Here is a 26,254-nt window from a genome sequence, read left to right on the forward strand (position 1 = left end):
GCCCGCTCTTCCCGCGGACCAACGTGCGGCCGGCCCATCGGTCACCGGGAGCCGCCGGTGCCAGGACCTGAGCAGGAGCCGATCGGGCGGCGGCCCGGCCCGGGATCAGTCGCCGTTCTCGGTCAGGCGGTCGCCGCGGCGGGCCAGCATCTTCAGGCCCGGGATGCCGGCGACCGCGAGGCGCAGCTCGCGGGTGACGTCCAGCAGCTCGTGGATGTCCGGGCCGACCCGGTCCAGCGTCTGCAGCATCGGCAGGATGTTCTGCGTCAGGTGCATGGTCAGCTTCGGCAGCTCGTCTATCAGCCGGATCGCGGCGTCGACCTCCTCCGGCGACAGCTGCTCCACGAACCGGTGCGCCATCGGCGCGGCCCGGTAGAGCGTCGGCGCGTAGGAGGCGAGCAGCTCGTCGGCCGCGGTCGCGGTGCCCTCCACCCGGGCGACCAGCGCGGACGCCTTCGCGGCGACCTTCTCCGCCCCGGTGACGACACCCTCGGCGGAGCCGGCCACCCGCGTCGCCGTCTCGATGATCCGTACCGCGTCCTCGATCGCCTTCGTGGCCGCCGTGCTGATCAGCACGACCTCCCGGATCAGGGTCTCCGCCTCGGCCACCAGCGTGCCCGCGGTGTCGACGGTCGTGCCGGTGCGCCCGATCAGCCCGCCGGCCTCGCTCAGCAGCGCCTCGACCGCGCTGACCGCGCCCTCGGCCCGAGTGATGAGCCCTGCGGCGCCGCCGATCGCCCCGTCCGCCCGGACCATCAACGACTCCGCGTCCCCGATGGTCGTCCCGGCCCGCGCCACCAGGCCGTCAGCGGTGTTGATCGTCGTCCCGGCCTGGCCGACGAGGTCGTCCGCCCTGTCGATGGTGCCGCCCGCACGGGTGACGAGCGTGCCGGCCGTGTCGATGGTGCCGCTCGCGCGGCTGACCAGGCCGTCCGCGGTGGTGATGATGGCGCCGGCGTGGATGACCAGGCCGTCCGCGGTCGTGATCGTGTCGCCGGCGCGGGTGACCAGCGTGCCGGCGGTGGTGACGATCTCGCCGGCGCGGCCGACCAGCGTCTCGGCGGTGGCGACCGTGCTCTCGGTGCGGGTGATCAGCGCGTCGGCGCGGCCGATCAACGTCTCCGCGGTGTCGACCGCGGCGCCGATCCTGCCGGTCAGCGTCTCCACGTCGCCGAGCACGGACAGCATCCGCACCGGGGCCGAGGCCAGCGTGACCGCGGTCGAGACCGCGCCACGGGCGGCGTCGGCGGCGGCGTCGCGGGCCGCGCCCATCGCATCCCGCGCGGCGCCGAACGCGCCCGGCGCACCACCGGCCACCCCCTGCGCCACGTTGAGCGCGGTCTGGGCGACGCCGATCGCTCCCTGCGCCGCCAGCAGCCCGGCGTCGACGGCCGACCTGGCCGCCTCGGAGGCGGCCCGGCCCGCGGCGTTGTCGCGGGCCGCCCGGGTGATCGCACGGTGCGCGACGCCGCTGAGCGAGGCGGCGCCCAGCGCGGCACCCTCCAGCACGGCACGGCCGTGCCCGAACAGATCTGCGGGTCGCGGTAGCGGAGCCATGCCGCCATTGTCCCCTGCCCGAACCACCCCCCACCACGATGCCCCGCACAACGCGCGAACGCGTCCCGCCCACCGGCCACCGCGGCTATCGGGCAAAAAGTGCCGAAAAAAGGACAGATCACACCCGAAAAGCAGATTTTCCCACTGTGTGGGTGGTTGCGGTCCGCATGCTCCCGCGGGCACCGGTCGTCGCTGGCGCTCCTCCCTGCCGGTCCCGCGCGGGGCCGGAGAACCCAGGGAGCTGAACGTCCCGGCAAGCGCAGTCCCAGCGTGGTGAGGTATCGGGCGCAATGCCCGATACCTCACCCGGGAGTGACGATCAGAGAAACTCAATCGCCCTTGACGTTGACGAACTGGCGGAGGGTGTGGCGGATCTCGACGAGGTCGGCGGCGTCCGTCATGACCTGGTCGATCGGCTTGTAGGCCTGCGGGATCTCGTCGATGAAGGCGTCGGTGTCGCGGTACTCGATGCCCTTCATCGCCTCGCGCAGCTGGTCGTGGGTGAACGCGCGCCGTGCCGCCGACCGCGAGAAGTTGCGGCCCGCGCCGTGCGGTGCGGAGTTGAGGGCGACCGGGTTGCCCTTGCCGACCACGACGTACGACGCGTCGCCCATCGAGCCGGGGATCAGGCCGGACACGCCGCGCGCCGCGTTGATCGCGCCCTTGCGGGAGAGCCAGACCTCGCGGCCGAAGTGCGTCTCGCGGGTCGTGTAGTTGTGGTGGCAGCTGACCCGCTCGGACTCGATCACGGCCTCGCCCTGCCACTCGGAGAAGCAGGCCACGACGCGGTCCATCATCTCCTCGCGGTTGAGCAGCGCGTACTCCTGCGCCCACTGGAGCTGCGCGAGGTACGCGTCGAACTCGTCCGTGCCCTCGGCCAGGTACGCCATGTCGAGGTCGGGCAGGTCGATCCAGTACCGCTTCATCAGGTCGCGGGCGATCTGGATGTGGTGGCCGGCGATCCGGTTGCCGACGCCGCGCGAGCCGGAGTGCAGGAAGAGCCAGACCATGCCGTTCTCGTCCGTGCTGCACTCGATGAAGTGGTTGCCGGAGCCGAGCGAGCCCAGCTGCAGCTCCCACCGCGCCGCGTGATCCGCGGGACTGAATCCCGCCTTGTCCGCCATGCCGGTCAGGGTGGCGACCCGTGCGGCCGCGGAATCGGTGAGCGTCCGGTTGACGCCGCCGGCCGAGAGCGGGATCGACCGCTCGATCGCCTCACGCAGCGCCGACAGGTTACCGATCAGCGAGTCGCGGTGGAACTGCGTCTTCACGGCCGCCATGCCGCAGCCGATGTCCACGCCCACCGCGGCCGGAATGACCGCGCCCTGCGTCGGGATGACCGAGCCCACGGTCGCGCCCTTGCCCAGGTGCGCGTCCGGCATCAGCGCGATGTGCGGGAAGACGAACGGCAGCGTGGACGTACGTTCGGCCTGCTCACGGGTCTTCGACTCCAGGATGCTCGCCCAGTTCAGCAGGCGCTCGTTGATCTTCTCCACGGTGACGTTCCTCCCCTCGGAACAACAAGAACGATGATCAGCGTGAAGCACCGAGGGCGAAAAGACAGCCGATTTTCGTGAGGGCCCGAGAGCGCCCGAGCCGCCGAGCGGAGCGAGGCCCGTAATTCAGCCGCCAGCGGACAAACAAAAGCGGCGGAGCCTCCGTTTCGCGGGCTAGGTTCGGTGGGTGACAGAAACGCCAGAGGCGCTTGTGCCGAGTCCCCCCGCCGGTCTGCCCCGCACGATCGGGGAGCTCAAGGCCGCCGGGCACATCTTCCGTACCGTCAAGGAGGAGCTGCGGGAGAACCTGCTCGCCCAGCTCCGCAACGGGGAGAAGCGCTTCCCGGGCGTCGTCGGCTACGACGACACGGTGCTTCCCGAGGTCGAGCGCGCGCTGCTGGCCGGGCACGACATGGTCCTGCTCGGCGAACGCGGCCAGGGCAAGACCCGCCTGATCCGCTCGCTCGTCAACCTGCTCGACGAGTGGACGCCGGTCCTCCCCGGCTCCGAGCTCAACGAGCACCCGCTGCGCCCGCTCACCCCGGCCACGCGGGCCCAGGTCAAGAAGACGGGTGACGACACCGAGATCGCATGGCTGCACCGCTCGTTCCGGTACGGCGAGAAGCTCGCCACGCCGGACACCAGCGTCGGTGACCTGATCGGCGACGTCGACCCGATCAAGGTCGCGCAGGGCCGCACGCTCGGCGACCCGGAGACGATCCACTTCGGGCTGGTGCCGCGCACCAACCGGGGCGTCTTCGCGCTCAACGAGCTGCCCGACCTGGCCGAGCGCATCCAGGTCAGCCTGCTCAACGTGCTGGAGGAGCGGGACATCCAGGTCCGCGGCTACCAGCTGCGGCTGCCGCTGGACGTCCTGCTGGTCGCCAGCGCGAACCCGGAGGACTACACGAACCGCGGCCGGATCATCACGCCGTTGAAGGACAGGTTCGGCGCGGAGATCCGTACCCACTATCCCGTTGAACTTGATCTTGAACTTGAGCTGGTGAAGCAGGAGGCCGATCTGGCCGCCGAGGTGCCGGAGCACGTGCTGGAGATCGTCGCGCGGTTCGCCCGCGGCGTGCGCGAGTCGCCGAGCGTGGACCAGCGCTCCGGCGTCAGCGCCCGGTTCGCCATCGCGGCGGCCGAGACCGTGGCGGCCGGTGCGCTGCGCCGGGCCGGACTGCGCGGCGAGGCCCAGCCGGTCGCGCGCGTCGCGGACACCGCCTCGATCGTGTCCACGCTGCGCGGCAAGGTCGAGTTCGAGAGCGGCGAGGAGGGCCGGGAGATCGAGATCCTGGCGCACCTGCTGCGCGTCGCGGTCGCGGACACGTTCCGGGCGAAGCTGTCCGGGCTCGACCTGTCCGGCTTCACCGACCTCGCGGCCGACGGCACCATCATCGAGAGCGGCGAGCTGACCAGCGCGGACGAGCTGCTGACCCAGGTCGGCACCGTCCCGGGCCTGGCCAAGGTGCTGGACCGGCTCGGTCTCGGCGACGCGCCGACCCGCGGTGAGGCCGCGGCCGGCGTCGAGCTGGTGCTGGAGGGCCTGCACCTGACCCGGCGGCTGGCCAAGGACGTCACCGACGACGGCCGCACGATCTACGGGAGCTGACCATGTCCGGCAACCGCTTCCGGTACGGCGCCTGGCGGGACGGGCCCGACCCGCTCGCCGCGCCGTTCGACGTGCGCGCCGCGGTGGACCAGGTCGGCGCCGAGATCCTGGAGGGTCGCAACCTCCGGGACGCGCTGCGCGACCTGCTCCGACGCGGCCCGCGGGGCGAGCGCGGCCTGGACGACCTGAGCGCCCGCGCCCGGCGGATGCGTCGCGAGGCGATGCGCCGGGGCAACCTGGACGGCGCGGTCACCCGCTCGCAGGCGCTGCTCGACCAGGCGCTGGCCACGGAGAAGGCCGCGCTCGACGGCAGTGACGACCCCGACGCGATCTTCAAGCACGCGCAGCTGGACAACCTGCCCAGATCCACCGCGCGCGCGGTCGAGGAGCTGTCCGACTACCGGTGGACCAGCGCCGAGGCGCAGCAGCTCTACCAGCAGATCCTTGACGGACTGCGCAACGAGGTGCTGGATCAGCGCTTCGCCGGCATGAAGCAGGCGCTGCAGAACGACCCCGAGGCCGCCGCGCGGATGGCCGCCATGATGGCGGACCTGAACGCGCTGCTCGCCCGGCACGCCCGCGGCGAGGACACGACGGACCAGTTCGCCGAGTTCATGCGCCGGCACGGCGAGATGTTCCCGGAGAACCCGCAGACCGTCGACGAGCTGATCGACGCGCTGGCCCGCCGTGCGGCAGCGGGGGAGCGGCTGATGCGCTCGCTCTCCCCGTCGCAGCGCGCGGAGCTGGAGAGCCTGATGGCGCAGGCGTTCGGCGACTCCGGGCTGGCCGAGCAGATGTCCGCGCTCACCGACAACCTGCGCACGCTGCGGCCGAACCTGAACTGGGGCGGCCGTGAGCGCGTGCAGGGGCGCGGCGAGCTGGGCTACGGCGACGCGGCCGGCGCGCTGGAGGAGATCGGCGACCTCGACGACCTGATCGACCAGCTGGGCCAGGACCATCCCGGCGCCACGCTGGACGATGTGGACGTCGAGGCGGTCGAGCGGCAGCTCGGCCGGTCCGCCGCGGACGACGTGCGGCGGCTGCGTGATCTCGAGCGTGAGTTGCGCCGGCAGGGCTGGGTGCAGCGCGGGCAGGACGGGCTCACGCTCAGTCCGAAGGCGTTGCGGCGGCTCGGCGGCACCGCGCTGCGGCAGGTCTTCGCGCACATGGCGGACGGCCGCCGGGGTCAGCACGATCTGCGCTCCGCGGGCGCGGCCGGCGAGCTGACCGGTGCGTCCCGTCCGTGGGAATTCGGCGACGAGCAACCGCTGGACGTGGTGCGCACGCTCGGCAACGCGATCCGGCGCAGCGGTGCGGCCGCGCTGCCGATCCGGCTCCAGCCGGACGACTTCGAGGTGGCGGAGACCGAGCGGCGGGCCACCGCGGCCGTCGCGGTGCTGGTCGACCTGTCCTACTCGATGTTCGCGGACGGCCGGTGGGGCCCGATGAAGCAGACCGCGCTCGCGCTCTCCCACCTGGTCGCGACGAAGTTCCCGCAGGACGCGCTGGAGATCATCGGCTTCAACCGGTACGCGGTGAAGCTCTCCCAGCAGGAACTCGCCGAGATCGAGCCGACCCGCCTCCAGGGCACGAACCTGCAGCACGCCCTGATGCTGGCCGGCCGCCACCTGCGCAAGCACCCCAACGCGGAGCCGGTGGTGCTGGTGATCACCGACGGCGAGCCGACCGCGCACCTCGACGCGGACGGCGAGGCCTGGTTCGACTGGCCGACCACGATGGAGACGCTGCGCGCCACGCTGACCGAGGTCGACCACCTGACCCGGTACGGCGCAACGTTGAACACGTTCATGCTCGGTGAGGACGAGGGCCTGCGCCGTTTCGTGGAGGGCCTGGCCCGCCGCAACGGAGGCCGGGTGTTCGCGCCCGATGCGGCCGACCTGGGCAGCTACGTGGTGTCCGACTACATCCGTGCGCGCCGGGGCCGGCGCGGCGGGCTGGCGGCCTGAAAGATCAAGATTCAGCGGGGGTACGCCGTGAGGCGGCGCCGACCGCAGACGCTGATGCCGGGCGGACACGCTCCTGGTCTGCCCGGCACCAGCTTGCACAGGTCGGACTTGAGGCGACGACCCGAAGCGTCGTGCCCCCGCTGGATCTCAGAGGTGAAAAGACAGGTCGGGCGTCAGATCGACCACGTCCATCTGCGCCTTCTGCAGACGGCCCGAGTAGTCCCAGTTCATCGACTGCCACCGGGTGAACTGGTCCAGGACCCAGCGTCCGGACTGGCGGCTCCCGTTGCCGGACTTCCCGTTGCCGCCGAACGGCAGGTGCGCCTCCGCACCGGACGTGGAGTTGTTGACGCTGAGCATCCCGGCGGAGACACCCCGGCGGTAGGCGAACACCTCGTCCGGCTCGTTCGTGTAGATCGCGCTGCTCAGTCCGTACCCCGGCAGGTTTGAAAGCCTTATCGCCTCGTCGAGGGTGTCGTAGGCGAGCACGCCGACCAGCGGGCCGAACGTCTCGTGCCGGAAGATCTCGTCGGTCTCGCGTACGCCCGCGACGATGACCGGGTGGTAGTAGAGGCCGTTGTCCCCGGAGAACCCCTGGCGAGGCGCGTCCGCGGTGATCCGGCCGGTCGCGGTCGAGCCGGAGACCGTGTGGTGCGGCGCGATCCAGGTGAGATATTCCTCGAAGCGGGCGGCGAAGCGCGCGTCCATGAGCGGGCCGAACACCACGTCGCCGCTCGGGTCGCCGACCGGCGCGGCCTCGACCGCGGCCGTGAACCGGCGGAGGAACTCGTCGTGCACGCTCCGGTGCGCGATCACGGTGCCGAGCGACGTGCAGCGCTGGCCCGCGGTGCCGAAGCCGGCGAAGAGCGCGCCCTCCACGGCCAGGTCCAGATCCGCGCTCGGCGTGACCACCATGGGATTCTTACCGCCGAGTTCCAGGCACGGGGACTGCAGGTGCCGCCCGCACAGCTCCCCGATCCGCCGCCCGACCTCGGTCGACCCGGTGAAGCCTACTTTTCCGACATTTCCGTTATCTAGTGCTTTTTCGAGACCGGCAAACGTGGCCTCACCGTCCGTGAAGACCAGCTGCAGCACGCCGTCCGGCAGGCCCGAGGCGCGGAACAGCCGGTAGAGCGCGTGGGCGCTGGCCGCGGCGTACTCCGCGGGCTTCCACACCACGGTGTTCCCGGCCAGCAGCGCCGGCACCAGGTACCAGGACGGGACCGCGACCGGGAAGTTCCCCGCCGTGATCACCGCGACCGCGCCCACCGGATTGCGGAACGTGAACAGCTGCTTGTCCGGCATCTCGCTCGGCACGGTCTCGCCGTAGAGCCGCCGACCCTCCCCGAGAAAGAACTCGCAGGTGTCCACGATCTCCCGCACCTCGCCGAGCGCCTCCGCGTAGGGCTTCCCGATCTCGCGGGTGACCAGGCGGGCCAGCGCCTCCGCGTTCGCCTCGACGAGGCGGCCGACCGCGCCCATGACGCGCCCGCGGACCGGCGCGGGCACGTCGGCCCAGGCGGGCTGGCGTTCGTGGGCGGCGGCACAGGCCGCGGCGAAGGTGTCCGCGTCCCCGAGCGCCACCTCCGCCACGATCTCCCCGGTCCGCGCCGGATTCACGGACGAGTACACACCGCCCGCCCCCGGATCGACGCGGTCATCGGCCAGACGCGAAGTGATCCTCATCGACGTACGATCTCACGCCCCGGCCGTCACGTCATCGATGCGCGGTTCCAGGTGCCGGGTGCCGCGGCTGAGGTGGGCGATCGCGCGCGCGAGGTAGGCGTCGTCCCTGTTCGTGCCCGAGGTCGAGATGATCAGGTCGGCGCCGTGCCGGGCCCGGTTGCGCCGCAGACGGCCGGCCAGGCGCCGGTCGGTCCCGGCCAGCGCCTCCGGGTCCCGCACGCTCACCAGCAGCCGGGGGAACGGGCCGGACCGGCCGGTCCGGATCCCGGTCACCTGCTCCCACGGCACGAACGTGTCGTAGGAGAAGAGGCGCGCGGTCCGCAGCCGCAGACCGGACGGGGCCAGGATCGGCGGCGCGATCCGGGGCACGAACGTGGCCACGAGCGGCGGCACCAGCAGGAGCGTGGCCAGCAGCGCCCAGGCGACGGCGACCAGAAGGTCCCGGCCCTCGATCGGCCAGAGGCCGATGGCCCTGTCCATGACCACGAGCCAGGGCGCTGACATGGCGAGGATCAGGATGATTCCGGCCGGCATCGCGAACCGGTTCTCCAGCACCACGTCGTCCGCGTCGGGGACCGGGTCGATGCCCTGGTGCTCCAGCCGGTGGGTCCCGCCGCTGAGCCGCTCGACCGCCGCGCCGATCGCCGCCTTGCCCGGCTTCACCAGGAACAGCGGGATCGCCAGGTCCCCGGAGAACCGGAGCCGCCGGCGGCGCATGGTTCTCCGCAGCCGTGCGTCGGCGCCCGCGATCGACTCGGGATCGCGCAGCCGGACGAGCACCGTGTCCATGGCCTGACGGGAGACCCAGATGCGTTCGATCTGGTCCCAGCGGACGTCCAGGTCGTACCGGAAGAGGCGCGTTCCCCTGGCCCGGATCCCGCCCGTGGAGAGCCGGGGCGGCAGGCGATCGTTGGTGATCGACAGTGCCGTGATGAACGCGAACTCCGGGATCGTGATCACCCACGGTAGGTCGAACGCGGCCAACAGACTGCCGGCGTCCATGACGTGCGCGGCGGCACCGGTGAGACAGAGCGGGAAGGCGATCAGAAAAAAGATCGTGGGGAACCGGGAGCTACGGAGGAGGACCACATCGGCGGGCACGGCGTGATCTTAGGGTTGGCGGTCAATCGTCCAGATAGGACCATCCGGACCAGGACGTGATGTCCAGGGCCAGCATCGGGCCGGTCGGGGGCGTTGCGGCGTACTGCGGGTACTTGGTGGTCAGCGCCTCCAGCACGGCCGCCGGTCCGGTCTTCAGCACCGTGATCGGGCCGTCCAGGCGGACCCACCAGAGGTGGGTCCAGTCGTCGTCGTACTCGTCGATGAGCAGGGAGGCCACGCCGGTGTCGCGCGCGTTGGCCAGCCGTCGCAACCGGGTGGACCGTTTCGGTTTGTGGTCGACGGCGCTGAACACCCGGTCGCCGGCCAGCGCGAAGCAGATCGGGACCAGGTGCGGGCGGCCGTCCGCCGAGACCGTGGCCAGGCGGGCGACCCGGGCGTCCGCGACCCGGCGGCGCATCCGGTCCGCGTTCACGGCCGGCCTTCGACAACCGCGGCGCTCACTGGATCGCGGCGGCGGCCGCGCGGCCGGCCTCCCGGCCGGTGAACAGGCAGCCGCCCAGGAACGTGCCCTCCAGCGACGCGTAGCCGTGGACGCCGCCGCCGCCGAAGCCGGCCACCTCGCCGGCCGCGTAGAGGCCGGGGACCGGGTCGCCGGACGCGTCCAGCACGCGGGAGGACAGGTCGGTCTGCAGGCCGCCGAGCGTCTTACGGGTGAGCAGGTTCAGCCGCACGGCGATCAGCGGGCCGGCCTTCGGGTCCAGCAGCCGGTGCGGTGCGGCGACGCGCTGCACCCTGTCGACGAAGTAGCGGCGGGTGGCCCGGATCGAGTTCAGCTGGGCGTCCTTGCCGAACGGGTTCGCCGCGTCCCGGTCGCGCGCCTCGACGATGTGCCGGACGGCGGCGTGGTCGAGCGCCGGTCCGCCTTCGGACGCGGCCAGCTTGTTCATGCCGTCGACCAGTTCGGCCAGCGTGGGAGCGACCACGAAGTCCTCGCCCTTGTTCTTGAACGCCTCCACGGGTGCGGGGGCGCCGGGCCGGACGCGCTGCAGCGTCTCCCGGATGCTCTTGCCGGTCAGGTCCGGGTTCTGCTCGGAGCCGGAGAGCGCGAACTCCTTCTCGATGATCCGCTGGTTGAGCACGAACCAGCTGTAGTCGTAGCCGGTGGTGCGCAGGTGCTTGAGCGTGCCGAGCGTGTCGTGGCCGGGGAAGAGCGGCGCGGGCAGCCGCTTGCCGGTCGCGTCCAGCCAGAGCGAGGACGGCGCGGGCAGGATCCGGATGCCGTGGTCCGGCCAGACCGGGTCCCAGTTCCGGAGGCCCTCGACGTAGTGCCACATGCGGTCCTCGTTCACCACGCGCCCACCGGCCTCGGCGGTGATCGCCAGCATGCGGCCGTCCACGTGCGCGGGCACGCCGGCGATCATGCGGGCCGGCGGGGTGCCGAGCCGGGCCGGCCAGGCGGCCCGGACCAGTGCGGGGTCGCCGCCGATGCCGCCGGACGCCACGATCACGGCCTGGGCGCGATGTTCAAATTCCCCGACGGAGACCCGGGACGTGCTGACGCCGCGCGGCGCGTCGCTCGGCTCCAGGACCGTGCCGCGCACGCCGACCACCGCACCACCCTCGACCAGCAGCGAGTCCACCCGGTGCCGGAAGGCAAAGCTGACCAGCGAGGAGCCCTGTGCCCGCGCGGCGAACGGCGCGACCACGCCCGGCCCGGTGCCCCAGGTGATGTGGAAGCGCGGCACGCTGTTGCCGTGCCCGGTCGCGGACCCGTCGCCGCGCTCGGCCCAGGAGATCGCCGGGAAGATGCGGTGGCCGAGCCCGCGCAGCCAGGCGCGCTTCTCACCGGCGGCGAAGTGCACGTACGCCTCCGCCCAGCGCAGCGCCCACTCGTCCTCGGCCCGGTCGAACGCGGCCGTGCCGAGCCAGTCCTGCCAGGCCAGCTCCACGGAGTCGCGGATGCCGACCCGCCGCTGCTCGGGCGTATCGATCATGAACAGCCCGCCGAACGACCAGAACGCCTGGGCGCCCAGGTTCTGCTCCGGCTCCTGGTCGACCACGAGCACGCGCCGCCCGGCGTTCGCCGCCTCGACGGCCGCGACGAGTCCGGCGAGCCCTGCGCCGACGACGATGACATCCGCATCCATGAGCCCACCCTAGGTATCTGAATGCCAAAAGACTGTCCGCTCGGGTGACAAATCAGCGGCGCTATTGTCATCGCGATGACAAACGATGCGCTGCTCGACCTGGAACCCGGCCTGGCCCGGCTGCCGCCCGAGGCCGGCACGAGGCTGCGCGTGCTCCGGCCGCAGCTGCGGGCCGCGGTGCTGGGCACGGTCCGGGCCGCGTTCGCCGGGCAGGGCCGCCCGGTCACCGGGCGGAACGTGGAGCTGGGCGTGCGCACCGCGGTCGACGCGTTCGCCGACGGCATCGCGGACCCGTCCCGCACGATGGGCCGCACGCTGGAGGTGTTCCACGCGCTGGGGCGCACCGAGTTCGACGAGGGCCACCGGGTGGACGCGCTGCGCGCGGTGGTGACGCTGGGCGCGCGCGAGATCTGGGCGTTCGTCACCGCGCACGAGGTGGCGCCGCCGGCCGACCTCTACCTGATCGCGGGCGCGCTGTTCGGTTTCGCGGACTCGCTGACCGGCGTGGCCGCGGAGGGCTACCTCGCGGCGCAGCGCGAGTCCGGGCACGACTGGGCGCTGGCCCGGCGGCGGCTGATCACGCTGCTGGCGCAGGCGGACCCGCCGGGCGAGGCCGCGCTGCACGCCGCCGCGGACGCGGCGCGCTGGCCGCTGCCGGAGACGGTCGTGGTGGCCAGCGTGGAGGGCACGGACGCGGACCATCTCGCCCGCGTGGTCGGCGCCGGCGCGGTGGCCGCGGTGATCGATGATGCGGCGCGCGTGGTCGTACCCTCGCCGCCTGCTCTTGATCTTCTGAAACGGTCGCTGGCGGGCCGGCGGGCCGCGCTCGGGCCGGTCGTGGAGACCGCGCGGGCACGGCTGTCCTACCGGTTGTCGCAGCGTGCGCTGGCGACCGGGCACCCGGGCGTGATCGAGTGCGACGCGCACCTGGTGCCGCTGCTGCTCGGCTGGGAGCCGGGCCTGGCCGAGCACCTGGCCGGCCGGGTGCTGGCCCCGCTGGACGGCCTGCGCCCGGCCGCACGCGCCACGATGGAGACCACGCTGCTGGCCTGGCTGCGCGAGCAGGGCCAGGTGATCCCGGCCGCGGCCGCGCTGCACACGCACCCGCAGACGGTCCGCTACCGGCTGCGGCGCCTGCGTGCGTTGTTCGGCGACGCGCTGGACGCGCCGGACACCCGGCTCTCGCTGTGGATCGGCCTCACCAGCCGGTGTACCCCGCCGCGGCCAGCGTCTCCTCCAGCGAGACCAGGTGCAGCGCGGTGATCGCGGCCATCCGCTCCGGGTGACGCAGGTCCGCGGCCGAGGCCAGGTCGCGGGCGTCCGGCGCGGTCAGCCGGTCCAGATCCTCCGCGACCGGCGCGATCGCGATCGCGGCCGAGACCAGGTCCGCGTCGGTGAGCAGCGCGGCCGCCCAGCTGGCCAGCACCTCGTCTACCTCCGCACGCCAGGGCTCGCCGGGCGACGGGTGCACGTCGGAGCCGGTCAGCCAGTCCAGCCGCCCGGCGCCGCCGGTGCCGGTCAGCAGCAGCAGGCCGGCGTCCAGGTCGGTCGGGTACCGCAGCCGGGCCGCGAGCGCGACCGCCGGGCGGACCTGCTCCTCCGCCAGGCGGAAGGACAGGAAACCGGGAAGCGGAGGGTACGCCGAGAGGAGCCAGCGGGTCGTCGCATGGATCACGGGCGAGAGATCGGTGTATCTCGCCGACCCGGTGGACTCGATCGGCTCGGTCGTCATGAGGAACCTCGCAAAGGCGTGGTGCGCGTGAAGACTCGCCGTGCGACGCTGCGTGCGAGCGTGCCTCATGGTAGGGGAGCAGTGCCCACCCGATCGCCCCCTTGATCGGGTGAACCTGAAAAAATTACCCGTTAGCGGGGGGTCTTATCCCGATCGATGTGACCGTGAGCAGTGCTCGGATTCCGATCATCCGGCTGGTAACCTACGGCAACGTAGGTTACGGACCCGTAGGAGAGCGCGTGGCAGACGAGCGGCCCTGGCTGGCGGCCTACCCCGAGGGCGTCCCGGCGGACATCACGGTGCCCGAACGGCCGCTGACGGCGAATCTGGAGGAGTCCGTCGCGCGCTTCCCGGAACACGTCGCGCTCGACTTCCTCGGCGCGGCCACCACGTACCGGCAACTCGGTGACCAGGTCTCCCGCGCCGCCGGTGCGCTGCACGCGCTCGGCGTCCGGGCCGGTGACCGCGTCGCGCTGGTGCTGCCGAACTGCCCGCAGCACATCGTCGCGTTCTACGCCGTGCTCCGGCTCGGCGCGATCGTGGTGGAGCACAACCCGCTCTACACCAAGGACGAGCTCGCCCACCAGCTCGCGGACCACGGCGCGCGCGTCGCGATCGTCTGGCAGAAGGTCGCGGGCCTGGTCGAGGCCACCAGGAACCGTACCGGCGTCGAGACGATCATCTCGGTCGACCTGACCGCGGCGCTGCCCACGCTCAAGCGGCTCGCGCTGAAACTGCCGGTCGCGCAGGCCCGGCGCACCCGCGCGGACATGACCGGGCCGGTCCCGGCCGGCGCGTTCAGCTGGGAGAAGATCGTCGCGAGCGCGGCGCCGGTCCCGGAGAGCGTGCCGTACCCGTCCGCCTCCGACACCGCGCTGCTGCAGTACACCGGCGGCACCACCGGCACGCCCAAGGGTGCGATCCTCAGCCACCGCAACCTCGGGGCGAACGCGGCGCAGAACCTGGCCTGGGTGCCCGGCCTGCGCCCCGGCGCCGAGACGTTCTACGCGGTCCTGCCGATGTTCCACGTGTACGGCCTGACGCTCTGCCTCACCACGGCCGTGTCCATCGGCGCCACCACGGTGCTGCTGCCCCGCTTCGAGCCCGGCATGGTGCTGGACGCCATCACGCGCCGTCCGCCGACGTTCTTCCCCGGCGTGCCCACCATGTACGACCGGCTCGGCGCGGAGGCCGTCAAGCGCGGCGTCGACCTGTCCTCGGCCCGGTACGCGATCTCCGGCGCGATGGCGCTGCCGCCGGACACGGTCGACCGCTGGGAGAAGATCACCGGCGGCCTGCTGATCGAGGGCTACGGCATGACCGAGACCTCCCCGATCACGATCGGCAACCCGATGTCGAAGGGCCGCCGGGCCGGCTCGATCGGCGTGCCGTTCCCGTCCACGAACGTCCGCCTCGCCGACCGTGAGGACCCGTCCAGGCCGGTGCCGAAGGGCGAGCCCGGCGAGCTGCACATCCAGGGCCCGCAGGTGTTCTCCGGGTACTGGAACCTGCCGGAGGAGACGGAGAAGGTGCTGCTCCCGGGCGGCTGGATCCGTACCGGCGACGTGGCCGTGATGAGCGAGGACGGCTACCTCACCATCGTCGACCGGATCAAGGAACTGATCATCACCGGCGGCTTCAACGTCTACCCCTCCGAGGTGGAGGAGGTGCTGCGCACGCACCCCGACGTCGCGGACGCGGCTGTGGTCGGCATCCCCGCGGAGAACGCGGGCGAGCAGGTCGTCGCCGTGGTCGTCGCGGCCGAGGGCGCCGGCCCGGACCCGGAGGCGCTGCGTGCCTGGGCCCGCGAGCGGCTGGCCGGCTACAAGGCGCCGCGCCGGATCGTGATCGCCGAGGAGCTGCCGCGCAGCATGATCGGCAAGGTGCTGCGCCGGCAGGTCCGGGAGGGCCTGCTCAAGGAGTAGCTTCCGGGAGCCCGGGTAACCCGTGGGGTATGAGTGCGACCTTCACCGTCGGCGCGCCCCGCACCGAGAGCGGCACGGCCCGGCGGCGCCCGCCCCGGGCCGGCGCGCGGGACACCCTCCGGGTGCTGACCCGGGTGCTCGCGCCGGGGCTCGCCCGTGGCATCGTGTCGCCGCGGCCGTGGGTGGCACGGTGGGGCCTGGACCGGTACGCCGACGCGGAGGTGCACCGCCTCCGCGACCGGTACGGCACCGGGCCGCTGCGGCTCACGGTGCCGGGCCGGTCCGTCGCGCTGATCCTGTCCGAGGGCGACGCCCGGCGTGTGCTCTCCGAGGAATTCCCGCCGGTGGGACGCGAGCGCCGGAGCGCGCTGGCCCACTTCACGATTTCTGCGGATTTATCCTCTTATGCAGATCTTTCGGGGGACGTCGACCGCATCGTCCGCGAGGAGATCCGGCCGCTGGCCGCGGACGGCACGATCGACTGGGACCACGTGCGGCCGGCGCTGCGCCACGCCGTCCGCCGCATCGTGCTCGGTGACGGTGCCCGCGACGACGAACTGCTCACCGCGCTGCTCGATCGCCTGCGTCAGGACGCCAACTGGGGCTACCTGCGCCGCCGCCGCGACCCGGTCCGCTGGCGCTTCCTCGCCCGGATCCGCGCCCACCTGCGCCGCGCGGACCGCCTTGCGATGGCCGGCCGGGCACCGGAACTGCTGGCGGAGCTGGAGGAGGCGGGCGCGGTCGCGTACCGCACGCTCGGCCTGCTGGCCACCCATCCGGACACGCTGGCGTCCGCGCGCACCGACCTGGCGATGCTGCAGGCGTGCGTGCGCGAGGCCCGGCGGCTGTGGCCGGACGAGCCCGCGATCCTCCGCGACACCCGGCGCAAGACCCGCTGGGACGGCGCGGAACTGCCGGCCGGCACCACGCTGGTCGTACCCACGCTCTGGCTGCACCGCCCGGCCCGTTTCACCCCGGTGGTCTCCGGGCTCCCGGCCGACCTGGCGCTCCGCACCGCCACTTCCATGATCAAAAGCTTGCTCGACGGGTACGACGTGCGCCTCGCCGACGCCGACCGGCTCAGCCGCGCCCGCCCGCTCCCGCGCACACTGGAGGTCACCGGACTGCGCTTTGCGTTTCGTCGTCTATCGTCCTGAAATGGACCGGCGACAGGCATACCTCGCGACCTGGCTCGTCGCGCTCACCGTGGCGCAGGCGGCGACACTGCTGGCCGTCTACCGCCTGTTCGTCCAGACCCGCACCGGGCAGGCCGTCGACACCATCTCGCTGACCGCCAACTGGATCGGCCGCGACGAGCTGGAACGCCCGGTCAACCTGGTGCTGAACGCGATGTCCGTCGTCTCGCTCGCGCTGGTCACCGCGCTGGTCTTCTTCATCGCCGTGTTCCGCCGCCGCTTCCTGCTCGCCGTGGTCGCCACCCTGGTCATCGCGGGCGCGAACCTCAGCACCCAGCTGCTCAAGCTCCGCGGCCTGCGCCCCGACTACGGCATCGACCCCGACCGCGTCGACGTCGGCAACACGCTGCCCAGCGGCCACACCACCATCGCCGCCTCGGTCGCGATCGCGCTGATCCTGGTGCTGCCGCGCGCGATCAGCGGCCCCGGCGCGCTCGCGCTGACCGGCTGGGCCGCGTTCGCAGGCGTGGCCACGCTGGCCGCCGGCTGGCACCGCCCCAGCGACGCCGTGGCCGCCTTCCTGGTGGCCGGCGTCTGGGCCTCCGCCGCAGGCCTGCTGCTGGTCGCCTTCGACCGCACCGACCCGCCCGGTTCCGGGTTCTCCCGCCCCCCGGGCGCCGCGGTCCTGCTGGTCCTGAGCGGTCTCGGCGCACTGGCGCTGGCCGGCGTCCTGCTCTGGCTCACCCACGACGTCATCAACTGGTCGATCGAGGAGCTGAGCCCACGCCGCTTCCTGGTCGCCTACGCCGGCGGCGCCGTCGGCATCGCCGGCACCGCCTGCCTGGTCCTCGGCCTCGTGGCGGCGACCGTCCCCTACCTGGTCCCCCGCCGCTCCCCACTGGAACGCCCCCAGCCGGATCTCCCGCCGGACTCCTCGATTGACCGGGTCTCCTGACACCGCGGGGCGACGCCTCGCGGTGTCAGGCCGCGTCGGGGGATGTTCCCGGTCAGCTCCCGATGGCAGTGCGAGGCCGCGACCGGCTATTCCCCGAATCTCGGGCGGGTAGCGCCCGCCTGTCGCGAGCGCCGCATCGGCCTGCCGCGTGCGATCGCGGCCTGCCGGAGGGCCGGTGCCGCCTGCCGGAGGGCCGGTATGTTCAGGCCCCGGCCCGAGCGGTTGCGGGATCGGCGGCCCGGCCGGGGGTCTCTTGCGGGAGAGCCGGTGAATCTGCCGGCGCGGGCCGCCGCGGCGCGAACTCTACGGTCCACGCGATTCAACATTGAGTCGGGGGTCAGTTGCGGACCGGGTTGAACACGGCGCCGAGCAGGGCCAACTCGACGGCTTCGAGCAGATGGCCCGACGTGAACGGCTTCGGGACGAGGTAGTCGAGCGGGTTCGGCGGATCGAGCTCCTCCGCCCGCAGCGAGCCGCTGGCCAGCACGATCGGCAGGTCGGCCGTGCGCGGGTCGGCGCGGAGCACGTTGCGGACCTCCAGGCCGGTCATGCGCGGCATCTGGTTGTCGATGATCAGCACGTCCGGCCGGTTCTCGCGGACCCGGGCCAGCGCGGCCGCGCCGTCCTCCTCCAGCTGCACGACGTGACCGGCGCGCCGGAGGATCGAGGCCACGATGGCGCGTAAGTCCGGATCGTCGTCGGCAGCGATGATGGTCGCCATGCGGTCCTCCATAAGCCGTTGCAGCCGGTTCGCCCCAGCTGCTTTCAAGCACTAAAACACCATATGTCGCTTTTTTGGGTGGAATTGGTGTCGGGAACGCGACAGAGTGGAACGGCGGGATTCACCCACGGCGCGGCTGCGTGCGCTTCGTCGGCGGCGCGGTGGTCGGGTCCTCCGGCCACGGGTGCCGGGGGTAACGACCCCGTAGTTCGCCCCTGACCTGCGGATATCCGTTCTTCCAGAAGGACGGGAGATCCTGCGTCACCGCGACCGGCCGCCCGGCCGGCGACAGCAGGTGCAGCACCACGCCCACCCGGCCGTCACCCACCATCGGCGCGCGTGACCATCCGAACGCCTCCTGCACCTTCACGGCCAGCACCGGCGCGGCCGGATCCGCGTAGTCCAGCCGCACCCGCGACCCGCTCGGCACCGTCACCCGCTCCGGCGCCACCTCGTCCAGCCGGGCCGCCTCCCGCCAGGGCAGCAGCCGCCGCAGCGCCGACCCCAGGTCCGCCCGCCGCAGATCGCCGAGCCGCCGGGCCCGGGTCAGCTCCGGCCCGAGCCACTCGTCCAGGCGGTCCAGCAGCGCGGCGTCGCTCACGTCCGGCCACGGCTCACCCAGCGCGGACCGGCAGAACGCCAGCCGCTCCCGCAGCGCCGCCGCCTCGCGTCCCCACTGCAGGACCGTGCCCAGGCCGCGTTCCGTGAGCGCCTCGCGCAGCGCCGTGGCCACCAGCGCCCGATCGGGTTGCGCGAGCCGGCGTTCCCGCAGCACCAGCGCGCCGAGCCGTTCCACGTGCCGGGCGCGCAGCTCGTCGCCGTCCCAGGCCACCTCGTCCGCGGCGGCGAGCAGCGGCGCGCCGGCCTCCCGCGCGGTCTCCTCGTCGATCACGGCTGCCAGGCGTACCCGCGCGTTCGCCCGGCCGGCGCCCCGGTCCGCGGCCGCGATCGCCAGCCACGGGCTGCCCGTGAGCCCGGAACCGTCGGCCAGCTCCGCCGCGGTGCCGCCGGCCATCAGATAGTCCTGACTCCCGCTCTGCCGTGCCCGCGCCAGCCACTCCGGATACGCCAGCCCGGCCACCAGCCCCGCGGCGAGATCATCCGTCAGCCGCTGCCCGCCGCCACCCCGCTCGCGATCCCGCTGCGCCTCGCGGGCCGGGGCCGCGGCCGACCGGAGACGCCGGGACTCGGCGCGCCAGCGGGCCGACGCCGCCGGATCCGCGCCCGTGCGCAGCGCCCGCCAGGCCGCCGTCAGGTCGTCGCGGCGGCCGGTGAGCGTGTCGTCGGAGAGCATGGCCACCACCTCGGCCGCCCGGTCCGCGCCCACCGCGGGCGCGCCGTCCAGCAACGCACGGGCCAGCCGCGGATGCGCGCCCATCCGCGACATCGCCCGCCCGCGCGCCGTGACCCGGCCGTCCCGGCCCAGCGCCCCGAGCGCGCGCAACGTCGTGGTCGCCACCTCCAGCGCGGCCGCGGGCGGCGGGTCCGGCAGGGCGAGGCCGGAGCCGTCCGGCGTGCCCCAGCAGGCGAGTTCCAGCACGAACGCGGTCAGGTCCGCGTCCGCGATCTCCGGGGACGGGAACGCGGGCAGCCGATCGTGCTCGGCCGCGGACCAGCAGCGGTACACGCGCCCCGGCGCCTCACGACCGGCCCGGCCGGCGCGCTGGGTGGCGGAGGCCCGGGAGACGCGCACGGTCGCGAGTGAACCGAGGCCACGCGAGAGATCCATCCGGGGTACGCGGCTCAGCCCCGCGTCCACCACCACGCGCACGCCCGGCACGGTCAGGCTGCTCTCCGCGACCGCGCTGGCCAGCACCACCCGTCGTCGCGGGCCGGGTCGCAGCGCCGCGTCCTGGGCGCCGGAGTCCTGCCGGCCGTGCAGCGTGATCAGGTCGACGTCGCCGCGCAGCCCGGACAGCCGCCCGGCCACCGCGCCGATCTCTCCGGCACCGGGCAGGAAGACCAGCAGGTCGCCGTCGCTCTCGGCCAGCGCGCGCCGGACCACGGCGGCCACGTGGTCGAGGTAGCGCGGCTCCACCCGCATCCCGTGCGGCGGCGGGATCGGCCGTTCCGGCGGCGCCCACACCACGTCGACCGGGAACACTGCGGCGGTGGCGGTGACGATCGGGGGAGAGCCGAGGCAGCGCGCGATCCGGTCCGCCTCCGCGGTGGCGGAGGTGGCGAGCACCAGCAGCTCGGGGCGCAGGTTCGCGCGGATGTCGGCGGCGAACGCGAGCGCCAGGTCGGAGTCGAGGTGCCGCTCGTGGCACTCGTCCAGGATCAGTGCCGCGGTGCCGGGCAGCTCCGGGTCGCGCTGCATGCGGGCGACCAGCACGCCGGTGGTGACCACCTCGACGCGCGTACGCGGGCCCGCCTTCCGCTCGCCGCGGACCGTGAAGCCGACGGTCTCGCCGACCGGCTCGCCCAGCATCGACGCCATCCGGCGTGCGGCGGCGCGCGCGGCCACCCGCCGCGGCTCCGCGACCACGACCCGGCCGCCGAGGTCCGCAAGGGCCAGCGGCACCACCGTGGTCTTGCCGGTGCCGGGCGGTGCGACCAGCACGCTCGCGCCGTGCGCGGTCAGCGCGCCGATCAGCGACGGCAGGACCGCCTCGACCGGAAGCCCGGTGTCCCGCCAGCCCGTCACAGATGACCGCCTCTCGCCCGTACCCCCGTGAAGGGTGGAAAATCTCAGTCGCGGTAGCAGCGGCTGATCATACGGAGCGCCCAGGTCATCCGGTCCGCGGCGGACTCGGGGTGGTCGCCGAACTCGCCGGCCACCTCCCCGGCGCAGCCGCCCTCGCCGAGACGGCCGAGCGTGTCGTGGACCGCGGCGCGGACGTCGGCTTCCGCGGGTCCCTGAGATGCCTGCAGACAGGAAGCGAACAGCGCCTCTGCCCGGACGGCTTCGCGAGTGCTCACCACAACCCCCTGAACAATGTGCTTCGTGACATAGCTAATACGGCGCGCGGTGCCGGTCCGGTAGGCGCGCGGGTGCCAACCGGTTACAGACGCTCTTCCGTGACCGTTCCGGCGTCGACGGCGAGCCGGCGGTTGACCCGGACCGCGTCGAGCATCCGGCGATCGTGCGTGACCAGCAGCAGCGTGCCCGGGTAGCCCTCGAGCGCGGACTCCAGCTGCTCGATCGCCGGGAGGTCCAGGTGGTTGGTCGGCTCGTCGAGCACGAGCAGGTTGACGCCGCTCGCCTGAAGAAGAGCCAGGGCGGCGCGGGTACGTTCCCCCGGCGACAACGACGCGGCCGGGCGCATCACATGGTCGGCCCGCAGGCCGAACTTGGCCAGCAGCGTCCGCACCTCGGCCGGCGCCTGGTCCGGCACGTGCGCGGAGAACGCGTCGATCAGCGCGTCGTCGCCGAGGAACAGCCCGCGCGCCTGGTCGACCTCGCCGACCACCACGCCCGGCCCGAGCCCGGCGTCGCCGCTGTCCGGCGCGAGCCGGCCGAGCAGCGTCGCGAGCAGCGTGGACTTGCCGGAGCCGTTCGCGCCGGTGATCGCGACCCGGTCCGCCCAGTCGATCTGCAGCGTGACCGGGCCGAGCGTGAACGCGCCGCGGCTGACCACGGCCTGCCGCATCGACGCGACCACCGCGCCGGCCCGGGGCGCGGCAGCGATGGTCATCCGCAGCTCCCACTCCTTGCGGGGCTCCTCGACCACGTCCAGCCGCTCGATCATCTTCTCGGTCTGCCGGGCCTTCGCGGCCTGCTTCTCGCTGGCCTCGGCCCGGTGCTTGCGGCCGATCTTGTCGTTGTCCGTGGCCTTGCGGCGCGCGTTGCGCACGCCCTTGTCCATCCAGCCGCGCTGCATGCGGGCGCGCGCCTCCAGACCGCCGAGCGTGTCCGCGTAGTCCTCGTAGGACTCGCGCGCGTGCCGCCGCGCGGTCTCCCGCTCCTCCAGGTACGCCTCGTAGCCGCCGCCGTACGTGTTGACCTGCTGCTGTGCCAGGTCCAGCTCGACCACGCGCGTCACGGTCCGGGCCAGGAACTCGCGGTCGTGGCTGACCAGCACCGTGGCGGTGCGCAGCCCGGTGACGAACCGTTCCAGCCGGGCCAGGCCGTCCAGGTCGAGGTCGTTCGTGGGCTCGTCGAGCAGCACCACGTCGTAGCGGCTGAGCAGCAGCGACGCCAGTCCGGCACGGGCCGCCTGGCCGCCGGAGAGCCCGGTCATCGGGTGGTCCAGGCCGACGGTCAGACCCAGGTCGGCCGCGACCTCCTCGGCCCGCTCGTCCAGGTCCGCGCCGCCGAGGTCCAGCCAGCGTTCCAGTGACTCCGCATAGGCGTCGTCCGCTTTGGGTCTTCCGAGCGTCAGCGCCTCGGTGGCCGCGTCCAGCGCGGCCTGCGCGTCCGCGACACCGGTCCGCCGGGCCAGGAACGCGCGCACCGACTCGCCGGGCACCCGGTCCGCCTCCTGCGGGAGGTAGCCGACCGTGGCGGACGGCGGATTGACCTGCACCGCGCCCTGCTCGGGCGGGAGGAGGCCGGCCATCGTCCGCAGCAGCGTGGACTTGCCGGCGCCGTTGACACCGACCAGGCCGACCACGTCACCGGGCGCGACGACCAGGTCCAGACCGGAGAAGAGCACCCGGTCCCCGTGTCCGGCGGCAAGGTCGCGGGCAATCATCGTGGCGCTCACAAGGAGGCCATGCTACTGGTCGTCGCTTCGCTCCTCCGGCTCGGCGCCACGCCCGGCGACGGCGGGCGGGCTGGATCCGAGGGACGGCCGTGGCCGCCCGCGCCGATTCCACCCCGGAGGTACGGCCGAGCGGTTACGTTGACTGAGGTGGCCGGTGTGGCGGGAGCGGGGTGACGAGCATGGATGAGCGCGCGTTCTGGACCGCGGTCGCGCTGCTGTCCGCGGAGGAGCTGGACGACGCGGTGCCCACGCTCACCGCCGAGCTCACCGGCCGTCCGATCAACGAGATCACCGCGTTCGCGGACCACCTGGCCGTGGTCGTGCACGCGATCGACACGCCGGTGCACGCGGGCTTCGTGCCCGGTGGCACGGAGGCGTTCCTGGCCGCCCGGTGCGCGGTGGTGGCGGCCGGGCGGGAGACCTACCGGCGCGTGTTCGACGACCCGCCGTCGATCGCCGCGTTCGCCGCGCCGGGTGCGGAGTGGCTGCTGGCGGTGCCCGCCAACGCGTACGAGCGGTCGACCGGTGTGGCCTGGACGCACGAGCCGCCGGTGAGCGTGGAGACCGGCAGCAACCCGCTCTGGTCCCCGATCGGTCCCGCGGACGACGCGCCGGACGAGGACGTGTGGCTGACCTACGGCGGCGGACTGCACACCGTGCTCGGCACCCGGCCCGCGTACGACGCCACCATGCAGATGCTGATCGCCGCCACCGACGCGGACCCGCGCTGGCGCCGCTGGTGGTCCCGCGCCGGCCTGCACACGCTGGACCTGGCCCCGCTCTACAGCGACGGCGACGCGCCCGGCGTCACGGTCAGCCGCGGCCGCCAGCGCGTGGTGGTCGACGCGATCCTGGACCCGCGCGGCTTCGCCCGCACCGACCGGTCCTTCCTGCGCGAGCTGGCCCGCGCGGACCTGCTCACCATGCTGGACGCGGTCCGTCGCACGCTCGACCTGGGCCCGCTCCCGGCGCTGCCCCGCGTGCCCGACCTGCCGGACCTGCCGGACTCGTTCGCGCCCGGCACGGAGCTTCCCCGCCTCGACGTGGACGACGTGGTCCGCTTCGCCGAGGAGGTCGGCGGCGTCGACCTGGAGGAGCTCCGCCCGGTCCTGCACATGCTCGCCACCGACCCCCCGCTCTGAGCGCCGGTCACTCCGCCAGGGACAGCGCCTGGCTGGGACAGATGAGCGCGGCACGGCGGGCGCGCTCGAGCGCGGCCTCGTCCGACGGCTCGGGCGCCAGCACGATGACCAGGCCCTCGTCCTCGTCCTGGTCGAACGCGTCCGGGTCGGTGAGGACGCACTGGCCCGCGCCCACGCAGCGGCTGGTGTCGGCGAGGATCTTGGTCATGGCGCACTCCAGGTGACGGGCAGTTCGTAGATGCCGTAGATCGAGGCGTCGTCCTTGAACGGCAGGTCGTCCACGCCGGCGGCCAGGCGCAGCGACGGGATCCGGCGGAACAGCGTGTCGAAGACGATCTGCAGCTCCAGGCGGGCCAGATTCTGGCCGAGGCACTGGTGCGGGCCGAAGCCGAACGCGATGTGGTGCCGCGCGCCACGCTCCACGTCGAACTCGTCGCCGCGCGCGAACGCGGCCGGATCGCGGTTGGCCGCGTTCCCCAGCGTGACCACGCCGTCGCCGGCCTTGATCAGCGCGCCGCCCAGCTCCACGTCCTCCTTCGCGACCCGGGACGTGGCGAACTCCGCGATCGTGAAGTACCGCAGCAGCTCCTCGACCGCGGCCGGAGTCAGCGCCGGGTGCGCCAGCAGCGCCGCCAGCTGGTCCGGGTGGTCGAGCAGCGTCACCACGCCGAGCGAGATCATGTTCGCCGTGGTCTCGTGGCCCGCGATGAGCAGCAGGAACGCGAGGCCGACCAGGTCCTCCGGGTCGTCGTAGCGGGGGAGCTGCCGGGTGAGCAGATCGTCCGCCGGGTGCGCGCGCTTCTGGGCGAGCAGATCCCGCAGGTACGACCGGATCTCGTCCGCGGCCTTGGCACGCTGCTCCGGCGGCGTCGTCCGGCGCAGCATCTGCGTGGAACAGTTCTGGAAGAAGTCGTGATCCGCGTAGGGCACGCCGAGCATCTCGCAGATCACCAGCGACGGCACCGGCAGTGACAGCGCCTGCACCAGGTCGGCCGGCGCCGGGCCGGCGAGCAGCGCGTCGATGTGCTCGTCGACGATCTGCTGGATCCTCGGGCGCAGCGCCTCCATCCGCCGGACCGTGAACTCGCCGACGACCGCGCGCCGGGCAGGACCGTGCTCCGGCGGGTCCATCGTGAGCAGCACCGGACGGAACATGCCCGGCTTCGGACGCTGCTTGACCAGCACCGGGAAGCCAGGCCGGCTCCGGTCGGAGCTGAAACGCGGATCGGTCAGCAACGCCCGCACGTCCTCGAGCCGGGCGACCGCCCAGGCCTCCTGTCCGTCCGGCATCGTGACCTTGGTCGGGGCCTCCAGGTCGCGCAGCTGCACGTGCTCCGGCGGCGGCGCGAACGGGCAGCTGCGGGTCGTCTGGAGCTGTGGAGCGGTCATCAGAGTCATCCCATCATCGAAGATCGATTGGAAGTGGATGAAACGCTTCCGGTTAAATCCGACGTTAGTACGCCGCCGCGGCGAAGTCCACGGCACAATCTGCGCATGTCCACCGAGCAGGGGATGCGCCTCCGCGCCGACGCGCAGCGCAACCGTGACCAGATAATCGCGGCGGCCAAGCGGGCCTTCCTGCACGGTGGGACCGATCAGCCGATGGAAGAGATCGCGCGCCTCGCCGGCGTCGGCATCGGCACGCTCTACCGGCGCTTTCCCGATCGTGAGGCGCTGGTCCGGGCGGTGGCGCAGGACAACTTCGGGGCGCTCGCCGACGAGGCGCGGGCCGCGCTCGCGGAGGAGGAGACCTCCTGGGACGCGCTGGTGCGGCTGCTCGGGCGGTCTACCGATCTACGGCTCAGTCTGCGGTTGTCGCTACTCTCGCCGGCAGCCTGGCATGCCATTCATGACGATCCGGAGATTGTTCGTCATCGGACGGAGATTCTTGAGTTGCTCGATGAGATAGTCCGGGGGGCTCAGGCCGAGGGGGCGCTTCGTGCTGATGTCGGCACGGGGGATATTGCGGTTCTCGGGTCGTTGCTGTTGCGGCCGGGGCCTGGGCGGGACGAGATGCTGGCACGTGCGATGGCGGTGATTCTTGACGGGCTTCGGGCGGCTCCGGGGACGGCGCTTCCTGGGCATGCGGTCGGTTTGCAGGACATGATCACGAGTTTGAAGACCTAGAAGCGGATATTCCCGCTTCCGGCGTGGTTGATTTCCGTATGCTCCCGCGGGCTCGCCGTCCGTGGGTGGTTGCGATTTTCGCGATTTTCGCGACTTCTGACTTTCGTTGCGCGGGTTGCGTTGGGTGGGGGTTCGGGGCATGGTGCCTCACTTCGGGCGGTCAGGCTTGATCCCTCAGTGAGCCCCCATGCCCCGAACCCCTCCGGTGGTCACTTTGGGTGGGGCGGTGGCAGTTTGTATTGGGGGCTTGGTGTAGCTGCTGGGCAGTGGTTTTGCGGGGTGCGCTGTTGAGGTTTGAGCGCACGGGTAGATCGAGGGTTGCTGGCTTGGTCGCACACGG

At 72.8% G+C, this 26,254-nt stretch carries 21 protein-coding genes; 8 read left to right on the forward strand and 13 right to left on the reverse strand.

Annotation, left to right across the window (positions count from 1 at the left end):
• Positions 1 to 105 precede the first annotated feature (105 nt).
• Positions 106 to 1,557 (reverse strand): hypothetical protein, encoded by a 1,452-nt coding sequence (locus OP04_RS53610; RefSeq protein ID WP_157240374.1) that lies wholly within the window; start codon positions 1,555 to 1,557, stop codon positions 106 to 108.
• A gap of 329 nt (positions 1,558 to 1,886) precedes the next feature.
• Entirely contained in the window at positions 1,887 to 3,053 is a 1,167-nt protein-coding gene (locus OP04_RS26690) for an RtcB family protein (RefSeq protein ID WP_033342560.1), read from the reverse strand.
• Positions 3,054 to 3,240: 187 nt separating this feature from the next.
• Here OP04_RS26690 and OP04_RS26695 point away from each other — a divergent pair, with 187 nt between their 5' ends.
• On the forward strand, positions 3,241 to 4,665 hold the full coding sequence (locus OP04_RS26695; RefSeq protein WP_033342561.1) for a sigma 54-interacting transcriptional regulator: 1,425 nt from the start codon (positions 3,241 to 3,243) through the stop codon (positions 4,663 to 4,665).
• 2 nt (positions 4,666 to 4,667) lie between these two features.
• Positions 4,668 to 6,632, forward strand: a complete 1,965-nt coding sequence (locus tag OP04_RS26700) for a vWA domain-containing protein (protein ID WP_033342562.1) — start codon at positions 4,668 to 4,670, stop codon at positions 6,630 to 6,632.
• Between the two features lie 147 nt (positions 6,633 to 6,779).
• Here the strand turns inward: OP04_RS26700 and OP04_RS26705 are convergent, their stop codons facing one another.
• The 4 genes from OP04_RS26705 to OP04_RS26720 are packed head-to-tail and all read right to left on the reverse strand — an operon-like array spanning position 6,780 to position 11,527.
• A complete protein-coding gene (locus OP04_RS26705) occupies positions 6,780 to 8,318 on the reverse strand; it encodes an aldehyde dehydrogenase family protein (RefSeq protein WP_033342563.1) in 1,539 nt (512 codons plus the stop codon).
• A 12-nt stretch (positions 8,319 to 8,330) separates the two neighbouring features.
• On the reverse strand, positions 8,331 to 9,419 hold the full coding sequence (locus OP04_RS26710; RefSeq protein WP_033342564.1) for a hypothetical protein: 1,089 nt from the start codon (positions 9,417 to 9,419) through the stop codon (positions 8,331 to 8,333).
• Positions 9,420 to 9,441: 22 nt separating this feature from the next.
• Positions 9,442 to 9,852 (reverse strand): TIGR03668 family PPOX class F420-dependent oxidoreductase, encoded by a 411-nt coding sequence (locus OP04_RS26715; protein ID WP_232323749.1) that lies wholly within the window; start codon positions 9,850 to 9,852, stop codon positions 9,442 to 9,444.
• Between the two features lie 25 nt (positions 9,853 to 9,877).
• The gene (locus OP04_RS26720; RefSeq protein WP_033342565.1) at positions 9,878 to 11,527 is read right to left on the reverse strand and encodes an FAD-binding dehydrogenase; all 1,650 of its coding nucleotides are present in this window, start codon (positions 11,525 to 11,527) and stop codon (positions 9,878 to 9,880) included.
• Between the two features lie 75 nt (positions 11,528 to 11,602).
• Here OP04_RS26720 and OP04_RS26725 point away from each other — a divergent pair, with 75 nt between their 5' ends.
• On the forward strand, positions 11,603 to 12,790 hold the full coding sequence (locus OP04_RS26725) for a helix-turn-helix domain-containing protein (RefSeq protein ID WP_033342566.1): 1,188 nt from the start codon (positions 11,603 to 11,605) through the stop codon (positions 12,788 to 12,790).
• Here the strand turns inward: OP04_RS26725 and OP04_RS26730 are convergent.
• Positions 12,726 to 13,259 (reverse strand): hypothetical protein, encoded by a 534-nt coding sequence (locus OP04_RS26730; RefSeq protein ID WP_051799081.1) that lies wholly within the window; start codon positions 13,257 to 13,259, stop codon positions 12,726 to 12,728. The two genes, OP04_RS26725 and OP04_RS26730, sit on opposite strands and share 65 nt — an antisense overlap.
• A 239-nt stretch (positions 13,260 to 13,498) precedes the next feature.
• On the opposite strand from OP04_RS26730, the gene OP04_RS26735 reads away from it, so the two are divergent.
• From OP04_RS26735 to OP04_RS26745, 3 genes are read left to right on the forward strand one after another with little or no spacing between them, the layout of a single operon-like run.
• Positions 13,499 to 15,184, forward strand: a complete 1,686-nt coding sequence (locus tag OP04_RS26735) for a long-chain-fatty-acid--CoA ligase (protein ID WP_033342567.1) — start codon at positions 13,499 to 13,501, stop codon at positions 15,182 to 15,184.
• 29 nt (positions 15,185 to 15,213) lie between these two features.
• Positions 15,214 to 16,341, forward strand: a complete 1,128-nt coding sequence (locus tag OP04_RS26740) for a cytochrome P450 family protein (RefSeq protein ID WP_051799083.1) — start codon at positions 15,214 to 15,216, stop codon at positions 16,339 to 16,341.
• A 1-nt stretch (position 16,342) separates the two neighbouring features.
• Positions 16,343 to 17,275 carry a phosphatase PAP2 family protein gene (locus OP04_RS26745; RefSeq protein ID WP_051799086.1) on the forward strand — a complete coding sequence of 311 codons (933 nt, stop codon included), beginning with the start codon at positions 16,343 to 16,345 and terminating at the stop codon, positions 17,273 to 17,275.
• Positions 17,276 to 17,612: 337 nt separating this feature from the next.
• On the opposite strand, the gene OP04_RS26750 is transcribed toward OP04_RS26745, so the two are convergent.
• The 4 genes from OP04_RS26750 to OP04_RS26765 form a co-directional block, all read right to left on the reverse strand.
• Positions 17,613 to 17,996: a response regulator gene (locus OP04_RS26750; protein ID WP_033342631.1), complete on the reverse strand. Its 384-nt coding sequence runs from the start codon at positions 17,994 to 17,996 to the stop codon at positions 17,613 to 17,615.
• A 121-nt stretch (positions 17,997 to 18,117) separates the two neighbouring features.
• Positions 18,118 to 20,643 (reverse strand): ATP-dependent helicase HrpB, encoded by a 2,526-nt coding sequence (gene hrpB, locus OP04_RS26755; RefSeq protein WP_033342568.1) that lies wholly within the window; start codon positions 20,641 to 20,643, stop codon positions 18,118 to 18,120.
• A 44-nt stretch (positions 20,644 to 20,687) separates the two neighbouring features.
• Positions 20,688 to 20,918: a hypothetical protein gene (locus OP04_RS26760; protein WP_157240378.1), complete on the reverse strand. Its 231-nt coding sequence runs from the start codon at positions 20,916 to 20,918 to the stop codon at positions 20,688 to 20,690.
• 83 nt (positions 20,919 to 21,001) lie between these two features.
• Positions 21,002 to 22,645 carry an ABC-F family ATP-binding cassette domain-containing protein gene (locus tag OP04_RS26765; protein WP_033342570.1) on the reverse strand — a complete coding sequence of 548 codons (1,644 nt, stop codon included), beginning with the start codon at positions 22,643 to 22,645 and terminating at the stop codon, positions 21,002 to 21,004.
• 179 nt (positions 22,646 to 22,824) lie between these two features.
• Here OP04_RS26765 and OP04_RS26770 point away from each other — a divergent pair, with 179 nt between their 5' ends.
• Positions 22,825 to 23,787, forward strand: a complete 963-nt coding sequence (locus OP04_RS26770) for a DUF4240 domain-containing protein (protein ID WP_033342571.1) — start codon at positions 22,825 to 22,827, stop codon at positions 23,785 to 23,787.
• Between the two features lie 7 nt (positions 23,788 to 23,794).
• Here the strand turns inward: OP04_RS26770 and OP04_RS26775 are convergent, their stop codons facing one another.
• Both OP04_RS26775 and OP04_RS26780 read right to left on the reverse strand, forming a co-directional pair.
• Positions 23,795 to 23,995, reverse strand: coding sequence for a ferredoxin (locus OP04_RS26775; RefSeq protein WP_033342572.1), 201 nt, complete (start codon positions 23,993 to 23,995; stop codon positions 23,795 to 23,797).
• Positions 23,992 to 25,176 (reverse strand): cytochrome P450, encoded by a 1,185-nt coding sequence (locus OP04_RS26780; protein WP_033342573.1) that lies wholly within the window; start codon positions 25,174 to 25,176, stop codon positions 23,992 to 23,994. The genes OP04_RS26775 and OP04_RS26780 overlap by 4 nt, the downstream gene beginning before the upstream one ends.
• Before the next feature lie 105 nt (positions 25,177 to 25,281).
• On the opposite strand from OP04_RS26780, the gene OP04_RS26785 reads away from it, so the two are divergent.
• Positions 25,282 to 25,914 carry a TetR/AcrR family transcriptional regulator gene (locus OP04_RS26785; RefSeq protein WP_033342574.1) on the forward strand — a complete coding sequence of 211 codons (633 nt, stop codon included), beginning with the start codon at positions 25,282 to 25,284 and terminating at the stop codon, positions 25,912 to 25,914.
• Positions 25,915 to 26,254: the final 340 nt, after the last annotated feature.

The organism is Catenuloplanes japonicus, assembly GCF_000717135.1.
GTDB classification, from domain to species: domain Bacteria; phylum Actinomycetota; class Actinomycetes; order Mycobacteriales; family Micromonosporaceae; genus Catenuloplanes; species Catenuloplanes japonicus.

What these genes read in the sequence shown, in the direction of transcription:
- OP04_RS53610 (WP_157240374.1), bottom strand. Translation starts at nt 1,557, where the DNA reads ATGGCTCCGCTACCGCGACCCGCAGATCTGTTCGGGCACGGCCGTGCC.
- OP04_RS26700 (WP_033342562.1), top strand. Translation starts at nt 4,668, where the DNA reads ATGTCCGGCAACCGCTTCCGGTACGGCGCCTGGCGGGACGGGCCCGAC.
- OP04_RS26705 (WP_033342563.1), bottom strand. Translation starts at nt 8,318, where the DNA reads ATGAGGATCACTTCGCGTCTGGCCGATGACCGCGTCGATCCGGGGGCG.
- OP04_RS26720 (WP_033342565.1), bottom strand. Translation starts at nt 11,527, where the DNA reads ATGGATGCGGATGTCATCGTCGTCGGCGCAGGGCTCGCCGGACTCGTC.
- OP04_RS26725 (WP_033342566.1), top strand. Translation starts at nt 11,603, where the DNA reads ATGACAAACGATGCGCTGCTCGACCTGGAACCCGGCCTGGCCCGGCTG.
- OP04_RS26730 (WP_051799081.1), bottom strand. Translation starts at nt 13,259, where the DNA reads ATGACGACCGAGCCGATCGAGTCCACCGGGTCGGCGAGATACACCGAT.
- OP04_RS26740 (WP_051799083.1), top strand. Translation starts at nt 15,214, where the DNA reads ATGAGTGCGACCTTCACCGTCGGCGCGCCCCGCACCGAGAGCGGCACG.
- OP04_RS26745 (WP_051799086.1), top strand. Translation starts at nt 16,343, where the DNA reads ATGGACCGGCGACAGGCATACCTCGCGACCTGGCTCGTCGCGCTCACC.
- OP04_RS26750 (WP_033342631.1), bottom strand. Translation starts at nt 17,996, where the DNA reads ATGGCGACCATCATCGCTGCCGACGACGATCCGGACTTACGCGCCATC.
- OP04_RS26770 (WP_033342571.1), top strand. Translation starts at nt 22,825, where the DNA reads ATGGATGAGCGCGCGTTCTGGACCGCGGTCGCGCTGCTGTCCGCGGAG.
- OP04_RS26775 (WP_033342572.1), bottom strand. Translation starts at nt 23,995, where the DNA reads ATGACCAAGATCCTCGCCGACACCAGCCGCTGCGTGGGCGCGGGCCAG.
- OP04_RS26780 (WP_033342573.1), bottom strand. Translation starts at nt 25,176, where the DNA reads ATGACCGCTCCACAGCTCCAGACGACCCGCAGCTGCCCGTTCGCGCCG.
- OP04_RS26785 (WP_033342574.1), top strand. Translation starts at nt 25,282, where the DNA reads ATGTCCACCGAGCAGGGGATGCGCCTCCGCGCCGACGCGCAGCGCAAC.